Source organism: Brevundimonas sp. EAKA, assembly GCF_000698025.1.
Lineage (GTDB): Bacteria > Pseudomonadota > Alphaproteobacteria > Caulobacterales > Caulobacteraceae > Brevundimonas > Brevundimonas mediterranea_A.
This window is the reverse complement of record NZ_JMQR01000112.1, coordinates 1-9740: the sequence shown is the minus strand read 5'-3', so window position 1 is coordinate 9740 and position 9740 is coordinate 1. Positions and strand designations below refer to the sequence as shown.

The 9740-nt window shown below is 66.6% G+C and carries 7 protein-coding genes and 2 pseudogenes; 6 read left to right on the top strand and 3 right to left on the bottom strand.

The genetic code is table 11. The features are described from left to right. Together ER13_RS18745 and phnX are read left to right on the top strand one after the other, a co-directional pair. Positions 1–332: pseudogene (locus tag ER13_RS18745) on the top strand (TIGR03364 family FAD-dependent oxidoreductase); the annotation flags it as partial. Then, positions 329–1138, top strand: coding sequence for a phosphonoacetaldehyde hydrolase (phnX, locus tag ER13_RS13625; RefSeq protein ID WP_081836240.1), 810 nt, complete (start codon positions 329–331; stop codon positions 1136–1138). The pseudogene ER13_RS18745 and the gene phnX, both read left to right, overlap by 4 nt. On the opposite strand, the gene ER13_RS13620 is transcribed toward phnX, so the two are convergent. Continuing rightward, complete coding sequence (locus tag ER13_RS13620; RefSeq protein WP_008264036.1) at positions 1135–1854, bottom strand: UTRA domain-containing protein; 720 nt, start codon at positions 1852–1854, stop codon at positions 1135–1137. The two genes, phnX and ER13_RS13620, sit on opposite strands and share 4 nt — an antisense overlap. Before the next feature lie 184 nt (positions 1855–2038). On the opposite strand from ER13_RS13620, the gene ER13_RS13615 reads away from it, so the two are divergent. The 4 genes from ER13_RS13615 to ER13_RS19330 all read left to right on the top strand — a co-directional run bounded on the left by ER13_RS13615 (position 2039) and on the right by ER13_RS19330 (position 8074). After that, positions 2039–4177 (top strand): phosphocholine-specific phospholipase C, encoded by a 2139-nt coding sequence (locus ER13_RS13615; RefSeq protein ID WP_052005123.1) that lies wholly within the window; start codon positions 2039–2041, stop codon positions 4175–4177. Positions 4178–4230: 53 nt separating this feature from the next. Then, positions 4231–4806 carry an HD domain-containing protein gene (locus ER13_RS13610; protein ID WP_035310059.1) on the top strand — a complete coding sequence of 192 codons (576 nt, stop codon included), beginning with the start codon at positions 4231–4233 and terminating at the stop codon, positions 4804–4806. 254 nt (positions 4807–5060) lie between these two features. After that, positions 5061–7925, top strand: coding sequence for a TonB-dependent receptor (locus ER13_RS13605; RefSeq protein WP_231492550.1), 2865 nt, complete (start codon positions 5061–5063; stop codon positions 7923–7925). A gap of 32 nt (positions 7926–7957) precedes the next feature. After that, positions 7958–8074, top strand: coding sequence for a phospholipase domain-containing protein (locus ER13_RS19330; RefSeq protein WP_164952604.1), 117 nt, complete (start codon positions 7958–7960; stop codon positions 8072–8074). Positions 8075–8137: 63 nt separating this feature from the next. On the opposite strand, the gene ER13_RS13600 is transcribed toward ER13_RS19330, so the two are convergent. Beyond that, positions 8138–8968 (bottom strand): hypothetical protein, encoded by an 831-nt coding sequence (locus tag ER13_RS13600; protein ID WP_008260646.1) that lies wholly within the window; start codon positions 8966–8968, stop codon positions 8138–8140. Positions 8969–9062: 94 nt separating this feature from the next. Then, positions 9063–9740: pseudogene (locus tag ER13_RS18740) on the bottom strand (peptidase M56); the annotation flags it as partial.

Below are 9740 nucleotides of genomic sequence, written 5' to 3'. Positions count from 1 at the left end.
AGGGGGTCCACCTGATCGCGGTGCAGGCCGCCGCCGGCGCCCTGGTCGTGGGCGACAGCCATCACGACGCCGCTACGCCCGATCCGTTCGCCGACGAGACGGTCGATCAACTGATCCTGGATGAATGGCGCGCCGCCACCGGCCGGCCCGCGCCGCCCGTCCTGCAACGCTGGACGGGGACCTATGCCCGCGGTCCGCACGCCGACCTGGTCGCCGCGCCGCACCCCTGCGTTCGCCTCGCCCTCATCACCGCCGGCAACGGCGCCTCCACCGCCTTCGCCTTTGGCGAAGAGGTGATCGCAGACCTGTTTCAGGAGACGTTCGAACCATGACCTCCATCCGCGACAGCTTCGACATGGTCGTTTTCGACTGGGCCGGCACCATGGTCGATTTCGGCAGCCGCGCCCCGGTGCTGGCCCTGATGGAGGCCTTCGCCTTCCTCGGCGCGCCCGTCAGTGAAGAGGAGGCCCGCCGCGACATGGGCCGGGCCAAGGCCGACCACGTCCGCGCCCTGTTCGAACAGCCCCGGATCAACCAGGCCTGGATGGCGGCCCACGCCGCGGCGCCGGACCAGCAGGCTGTCGATCAGGTCATGGCCGAACTCCAGGCCCCGATGATCCGTCTGGCCGAGGAGACGGCGGATCTGATCCCCGGCGCCGCGGACGCCGTGGCGCATCTGCGCGGCCAGGGTCTGAAGATCGCCTCCTGCACCGGTTATACGCGCGAGATGATGCAGGCGATCCTGCCGCGCGCCGCCGCCCAGGCCTATGCACCCGACCTGGTGGTCTGCGCGCACGAGACCCCGCAGGGGCGGCCCTCGCCGCTGATGATCTACAAGGCCTGCGCCGACCTGGGCGTCTGGCCCCTGTCGCGCGTGGTCAAGGTGGACGATGCGGAGGTGGGTGTCGCCGAGGGGCGCAATGCCGGCTGTTTCACCATCGGCGTGGCCGCCTCAGGCAATATGGTCGGTCTGACCGCCCAGGCCCTGGCCGATCTGGACGGCGATGAACGCGCCGTTCTGTTGAAGGCCGCCGCCGACCGGCTGCGTGACGCGGGCGCCGATCTGGTCATCGACACGGTGGCCGATCTGATCCCCGCCCTGGAGGTCGAAGCGGCCCGGCGCGCCGGCCTTTCCTAACGCACCCGGATATCGACGCTGATCTTCAGGGCGTCGTGGCGCCAGTATTCGCGGTCGAACTCGACCACGCGACCCTGGGCGTCATAACTGGTGCGGACCACATTCAGCCCCGGCAGTCCCGACTTGACCTGAAGCGCCTCGGCCTCGCCGCGGGTCAGGGCGCACGGCTGCATGTCCACCCGGTTGCGGGCCACGGCGATATTATAGGCGGACTTCAGGACGCTGGTCAGCGAACCGTCCAGCGGGTGGCTGAGCAGGTCCGGAGCCAGGGCCGCGTCGACGACGATGGTCTCCACCAGGACGGCGCGGCCATCGACTGAACGCCGTCGGCGAATGCGATACATCGGCGCGCCGACCGGGCGGCCGAAGATGGGGGCCAGGGCGGGGGTGCAGGCGATTTCCGTCTTGCTGAGGGTCTCGGTCTCCGGGCGGCGGCCCTGGGCCTCGACATAGGACATGAAGCCTTCCCACCGGGTCGGATCATAGACCACCGGCGGGGGCGAGACGTACCAGCCGCTGCGGTCCTTGCGATAGATGATCCCCTCGGCCTCCAGCTGGAACAGGGCCTCCCGGATCGTGCCGCGCGCCACGCCGCCGCCCACTTGCAACTGACGTTCGGAGGGCAGGCGTTCGCCGGGCTTCAACTCTCCTCCCGCGATCCGTGTGGCGATGGCGTCGCGCACTCCGAGATAGTGAAGGCTGTCCGGCTGAGTCATGGGATCGCTCGATCGACGGTCGATTCCCGCCCCACCGAAGGATGAGAAGTCGTGTCTGTGGGGTCAAGTGAACCGGATCAGCCCCCTGACGGTTCAGACATTCGCCGCTCAAGCTTCACGAAAACTTCGCCGAAGATCTCCCTTCATCTGGTCTATACCAAAATTGAAGAGGGGGATTTGATCCATGTCAAATGATCGGCGGTCTTTCCTGCGGGGCGCTCTGGGCGGCGTGGCGGCTGGAGCGGCGTTGAACCTGTTGCCGGCGACGGTGCGCAAGGCGATGGCCATTCCCGCCAACAACGCCACGGGCACGATCATGGATGTCGAGCATGTGGTCATCTTCATGCAGGAGAACCGCGCCTTCGATCATTATCTCGGGGCCCTGAACGGGGTGCGCGGCTTCGGCGATCCCCGGCCGCAGCGCCTGCCGGGCGGAGCCTCTGTCTGGCGTCAGCCCAGCGTCGAGCATCCGGACGGCTTCGTCGCCCCCTTCCACGGCGATTCCCGCACCACCAACGCCTATACGGTCGATGGCGCGGATCAGGGCCATACGGCGGCGATCACCATCGTCAACGGCGGCCGCTATGACCAGTGGGGCCATTCGCGCGAGCTGCACAAGCGGATGGCCTATTACAAGGCCTCCGACCTGCCCTTCTACTACGCCCTGGCCGGCGCCTTCACCGTCTGCGACGCCTACCACTGCTCGACCCTGACCCAGACCTATCCAAACCGCCTGCACCTCTGGACCGGCTGCAACGGCGGCGGAAAGGTCGGCGGCGATCCGGAGATGAGCAACTACGGCGAGGACGAGACGCCCAGCGCCGACATGGCCGAGGACAGGCCGATGGCCCGCGGTCCGCACGAATGGACCACCTACGCTGAACGGCTCCAGGCGGCGGGCGTCAGTTGGAAGGTCTATCAGGAATACGACAATTTCGGCGACAACATCCTGTCGGTGTTCAAGCCGTTCCGACCCTGCCCGAAGGACTCGCCCCTGTATCAGCGCGGCCGCGCCTGGGTGTCGGAAGACAAGACCGGCGCGGATCGCACCCGCTCGGACGGCGAACAACTGGTGGAGGCCTTCCGCGCGGACATCGCCGGCGGGCGGTTGCCCCAGGTGTCGTGGATCGTCACGGCGGCGGATCTGTCCGAACATCCATCGGCCGAGCCGTCAAAGGGCGAGCATGTCTGCGCCAAGTTGATCGAGGCCCTGGTCGATCATCCCGAGGTGTTTTCCAAGACGGTCTTCATCGTCAACTACGACGAGGCCGGCGGCTTCTACGACCATGTCCAGCCGCCCATGCCGCCGCTGACGCCCGACCAGGGGTACAGCACCGTGTCCGTCGCCGGCGAGGCCAAGGACTATGGGCAGGATGCGGAACGGCCCCACCACGGCGCCCATCCGCTGGGCCTCGGCATCCGGGTGCCGGCCATCGTGGTTTCGCCCTGGAGCCGTGGCGGCTTTGTCTGTTCGGAGGTGTTCGATCACACCTCCACGCTTCAGTTCCTGGAAAAACGCTTCGGCGTCAGGGAAGAGAACATCAGCGACTGGCGTCGGACCGTCTGCGGCGACTTGACCTCGGCCTTCGACTTCGCGCGCCCGAACCAGGACTGGTCGGCCCTGTCCCTGCCGGCCACGGCCGACTACATGCAGCGCGTCGCCCGTTCCAAGGCCGCGCCCAGTCTGCGGATTCCGGAGCGCCAGACGCCGGCCTTCCAGGACGGACCCCAGCGCGGCGCACGTCCCTTGCCCTATGACCTGGCCGCCGCGGCCCGCGTCGCGGATGGGGCGGTCCTGATCGATCTGGTCAACAGCGGGCGGACGGGCGCGGTCTTCCAGGTGTTCGACAACACCGACCGCGCGGGGCCGTGGCGCTTCACCCTGGGATCCGGGGAGACCTATGCGGCCGGACATTGGAACGACGGCCGGCCCGGCGTCTATGATCTGACGGTTCACGGTCCCAACGGCTTCTATCGTCGGTTCGCCGGCGACGCCACGCTGCCCCAACCCCAGGTGACGATCTCCACCGACGCCAAGGGTCTTCTGACCGTCGAGTTGACCGGTGCGCAGGAGGGGACGGCGCAGGCGGTGCTGGACATGGACGCCGCCTATCCCCTGTCCGAAGGGGAGGCGCGCCGCCGCTTGACCCTTCGTCCCGGAACGGCGGCGCATTCGGTCTGGGATCTGCGCGGCAGCGACCATTGGTACGATCTGACCGTGACCTTGGCGGACGATCCGACCTTCATCCAGCGCCTGGCCGGCCATGTGGAGACCGGTCGTCCCAGCCGCACCGACCCGGCCATCGGACGCATGCGCCTGTGACCGACGCCACGCCCGCCCATCCGATTTCGACCCAGCTTACAGACGGACTTTCGATGACTTCTCCCGTGGATGCCGACGCCTTCTTCACCGAACTGTCGGACCTGTTCAGCCGACTGGGTGCACTGCATTACGGCGAAGACGTCAGCCAACTGGAGCATGCGCTGCAGACCGCGCATCACGCGCGCGTCGATGGGGCGCCGCCGGCCCTGGTGGCGGCGGGCCTGCTGCACGACGTCGGCCATATGATGCAGAAGGCGGGCGAGGACGCCGCCGACCGCGGCATCGACACCCGCCACGAACATATCAGCGCCGGCTACCTGTCGCGCGCCTTTGGCCCGGAGGTGTCCGAGCCGGTCCGGCTGCACGTCGCGGCCAAACGCTGTCTGGCCGCCACCGCGCCCGGCTATGTCGATCGGCTCAGCGCGGCCTCGCTTCAGAGCCTGGCCTTGCAGGGCGGGCCGATGAGCCCGGCCGAGGTGGACGAATTCATGGCCCTGCCGGCGGCCGAGGCCGCGCTGCGGCTGCGGCGCTACGACGAACTGGGCAAGGCCCAGGGCGTCGAGGTCGACGGCTTCGAGGCCTATCGCGAGCTTCTCTGCGACCTGATCAACCGCAGGGCGGAAGCCTAGTTTTCATTTCAACGCATGGGGGTTGTTGAATGAGTGAGCGTTTCAATCGTCGCCGGTCCGGATAGGCGGACCAGCGAGAGAATGACCGACGTCGCCTGAAGCGGCGTCGTTACAGCCGAACACGATCGGCCGGGGGGCCAACAGGGTGATCGACACCGACAGGGCGCGCACGCGCGTCGCTGATCGCTGACGGCTGCCTTGCGCCGACCCTGATCGGTCGAACCGAAATCACATCAGGATCAATGGAGACAGTCATGTCGCGTCATGTCATCGCCCGTGCGCGGGCCGTTCATCGTCAAATCTTCGCCGGCGCCGATCTGCGCACGGTCCTTCTGGCGGGTTCCGCCGTTCTGGCGGCCTCGTCCGCCCACGCCCAGACAGTTCAGGCCCCGGCAGCGGCCGAGGTGGACGAGGTCGTCGTCACGGGTCAGCGTCTCAGCACCGCCAACGCCATCGAGGCCCAACGCCGGTCGGGCGTGGTCTCGAGCGTGATCTCGTCTGACGACCTGGGCAAACTGCCCGACGCCAACGTCGCCGACGCCCTGGCGCGCGCGCCCGGCATCAATGTGGTGGTGAACCAGGAAACGGGCGAGGGCGAATATGTCTCGGTCCGGGGGCTGGCCGGCACCTTCAACGCCTATTCGATCAACGGCGTCCGCGTCGCCCTGACCGATCCCGACAGCCGCAAGATGTCGATGACGGTCCTGCCGCCCAACGGCCTGAAGAGCATCACCGTCTCCAAGACCCTGACGCCGGACATGGACGGGGACGCTATCGGCGGCTCGGTCAACTTCCAGACCCCGACGGCCTTCGACTTCACCAAGCCGGTTGCGCGCGCCTTCCTCAGCTACGGCGTCAATGACCGCGCCCAGGAACAGGGCGAAGAAGACGGTTCGGGCCAAATCCAAATGGACTTCGCCAGCCGCCTGTCGTCCGACAGCCGTTTCGGCGCCTTCGTCTCGTTCAACTACGGCAAGAGCAACAGCCTGAACGAAGAAACCGAAAACGACGGCGAGTGGGAGCCCTATCGCTGGCGCAAGGACAGCGAAGAGGCGATCGACGAACGCTCGATGTATCTGCCGGGGATCGACCTCGACTACCGCCGTATCGAACAGGAGCGTTTCGGCGGCAACTTCTCGCTGGATTATCAAGGTCAGGCGAACGACTTCTATCTTCGCGGCCAGTACAGCCGTCTGGAACGGACGGGCACCAACGACTACACCGACTTCCGCAGCCGCAAGACCAAGCGCCTGCAGCAGGTTGATCTGGAAAACGCGAGCCTGATCCAGCCCGACAACGCCGTCGTCGGCTTCGGCGCCAAGGGCCGTATCTACAGTTACACCGTCGCCCAGATGAAGGACTTCGACGCCGACGGCGTGATCACCGACGCTGACCGCAAGAGCAGTTCGTCCTACTGGTCGCTGTTCGGACGCTCGGGCGTGTGGAGCCCCGAGACCTTCCAGTTCGCGCGGACCTTCCAGACCCTGGACCAGGTCTCGACCCTGGGCACGATCAATCTGGGCGGCCAGAGCCGTCTGAACCGCCTGACCCTGGACTACGACCTCAGCTACAGCGCGGGTGAGAAGGGCGGACCGGACAGCTTCTCGATCGGCTACAATTGCGACGCCTGTTCGGCGCCGTTCAATCAGACGGGTCTGCTGTGGTCGTCCTACGACCCCCGCTTCCCCATGCCGCAGTTGCCGGCCTTCGCCCAGAACGCGCAGAACGATCCCAATCTGCTGCCCTATGACGGGGGCGGCCGCAGCCGCGACAAGCAGACCGACGCGCGCACGGCGTTCAAGTTCGACGCTGTCTATGAGATGGAAGGCGTGGTCCGTCATCTGAAGGCGGGCGTGAAGGTCCTGTGGTCCGAGCGCGAATACGACGCCACCCCGATCTGGGGCGGTTCGTTCGACAACACGCCCCTGGAGGGCAAGAGCCTGGGTCAGTCGGGTCTGATCGACCGCGAGGTCGGCTCCGTTCTGAACGGCCGCTACTACTATGGCGCCATCCTGAACCGCGATCGGGTGACGGCCGCCATCGAGGCCGCCCAGAAGGCCAATCCGGTCACCTATTCCTACGCTGATCTGAGCTCCAGCGATAAGAGCGGCGAAGAGACCATCTACGCCGGCTACGGTCTGGCCAGCTTCCAGTTCAACGATCTGGACGTGGTCGCCGGGGTGCGGGTCGAGCACACCGAGGTCAGCAACACCAACTGGATCGAGGACGAGGCCCAGACCGGCTTCGGCGACACCGACAGCAACTACACGAACGTCCTGCCCAGCGTGACGGCGGTCTATCGCCCGTCGGACAACTTCGTCTATCGCGGCGCGATCTGGACCAGCTTCTCCCGGCCCGAGTTCAGCAACATCTCGCGGGGTGTCAGCGTCGGCCGGGCACCGCCGCGTCCTGGCCAGACCCTGGGCGACATCGTCTCGATCAGCCGCGGCAATCCCGATCTGAAACCGGCCGAGGCCCTGAACCTGGACGTTTCGGCTGAATATTACCCGGACCGTTCCAGCCTGGTCTCCATCGGCGTCTTCCACAAGAAGATCGACCATTTCATCTTCACCAACGGCAGCGCGGTCGACGCCGACACCCAGGAAGGCGTGATCACCATCAGCCAACCCAAGAACGGCGAGACGGCCAAGATCACCGGCGTCGAACTGAACCTGATCAAGTCGTTCGAGGGCATGGGCGCGCCCTTCGACGGCTTCGGCGTCGAGGCCAACCTGACCCGTCAGGTCAGCGAGGCGGAGACCGGCCTGGACTATCGCAAGGGTCGGTCGATCTCCTTCATCCAGGCGCCGGATCTGATCTACAACGCCTCTCTGACCTATCAGAAATACGGCTTCGAAGCCCGCCTGTCTTATCAGTACCAGGGCGCCTATATCGAAGACCTGCGCGACAACGCCGTCGATAAATGGGTCCAGCCGAACAAGAGCCTGGACTTCCACTCGCGCTACAACTTCCGCCCCGGTCTGACGATGGACTTCGACGTCCAGAACATCCTGGACGGCCATCGTTACTACACCACCAAGGGCGAGAGCCCCTCGTACCAGAAGGACTATATGGAGCCCGGTCGGAACTTCCTGGTCCGCCTGGCCTACTCCTACTGATCTGAAGACGAAGCGCCGCCCCGCCCCCGATCTTGCGATCGGGGGCGGGCGAGAGCCTGACGGGCGTATGGGCGCTGGCGCCCGATGGAGGACGATACGACCTCTGGGTTCTGGGACCGTCAGGGCGGGTCGGTCATTTCGTCGGCTGACCCAAGGCTGAGGCCTGGACGGCGCGGGACGAAGGCCCGAGCCGTCCAGGCGCCACGCCCTCTTCACCAGATCTGGGTTTGGGCGGGAATGCTGTTGAAATAGCTGCAGAGGTTCACATACGGGCCGCGATTGCAGGTGGCCGGGCTCTGGATCAGGTTTCCGGAGTTGTCCGTGTTCTTGGCCGGCGTGCTGCCGGGTTTGTGAGACCACAGGCCGTTGCTGTCCCTTCGGTACCAGTGGAAGTCATTTCCGGGCCAGATGACCAGGCAGATGATCTGCCCCGCCGCCGGGGTGACGTTGGGATTGGGGATCAGGATCTGGCCGTCGCGCTGCGAGGCGGCGCCGACGTTGTCGCAGCTGAACGTCGTGTACATCTGACCGGACCCGCGCCCGGGCTGTGCGAAACTGTTGGTGATCTTGTCGTTGGCGTAGTTGTAGCAGTTGTTGTTCGCCATGATGTAGGGGTTGTTGTTCCACTTCCCGGGATCATAGGGCGGCGCGGCGAACACCGTGGGCGCGGCCTCCGCCTTAAAACCCTCGCCGCCGATTTCCTCCGAGACATAGTCGTAGAGATCGTCCGGAAGCGCCGCCCGGCCGGTTTCGAGCAGGAACAGTTCGGTTTCGGGCGATCCGAGGTTGAGCGAGATATTGAGGCCACCGATCTCGGCCAGGCCCTGGTGGACGAAGATGTGCGAATCCAGCGCCTTCTCGCCCGTGCTGAGGATGCTGAAGCCCCGATAGCCCAGGGCGCCGGCGATGCCGGGGGGGCGAAGAAGTGACCGCTCCTGCGTGGATCGGAGCCGTTCCGTGAGTTGAAGCACCTGGTCTTCCGCCAATTCCCAAACCGGGTCCGGACGACCAGAGAAGATGTGAAGCGTAACGATGACTGACATAGTGTTTGCTCCCTGTGTGCAACCTTAAAGTGTCGCATCTGGGCGGCGAAGTCAATCTTAGGTCGTGAAGGTTCGCGATAGGGTCGTGTCCGGATCAATCCTGACGGCGCGCGTCGCGCGTCAAGCGGGCCGCGTCACGGTCCATCTCGTCCGCCTGGGCGGGCAGGCTGGCGGCGACGGCCAGGAGTTCGGCGTCGGTGACGCGGTTGCCGCGCGTGCGGTTCTCGGCGATCTGGCGGGCGCGATAGGCGGGGTCGCGAAGGCGGACGGCCTCCGACCGCAGGTCCTGGGCGCTCTTGCGCATCTGTTCGGCGCCCTGGGCCATCTGGCGGCGGGCGTCCACGCGGGCGCTCGCCGCCTGGAGCCGCGCCTGTTCACCCATGCGTCGCGCCTTTTCGCCTTCGACGCGGGCCTGGGCGGCGGCGGCGCGGGCCTGGGCCCCGGCGAGGCGGGCGAGCTCGGCGCGGACTCGGTCCTGGTCGGCGCCGCGTCGGGCGATCTCGGCCTGGGCGCGGCTTTCATCGGCTCGCGCGCGGGCTTGATCGGCGCCGCGACGGGTCTCGTCAGCGCGTGCGCGGGCCTGATCGGCTTCGGCGCGGATGTCGGCTGCGGCGCGATCCGCTTCCGGGAAGGGGGCGCCCCTGTAGGTGTAGGTGGAGCTTGAGCTGAAAATGGTCGGCGCCGGGGGAGCGGGAGGCGCAGGCGGAGCAGGAGGAGCAGGCGGAGCAGGAGGAGCAGGCGGGGGGGCGGCGACCACCGGCGGGGGGGCCGG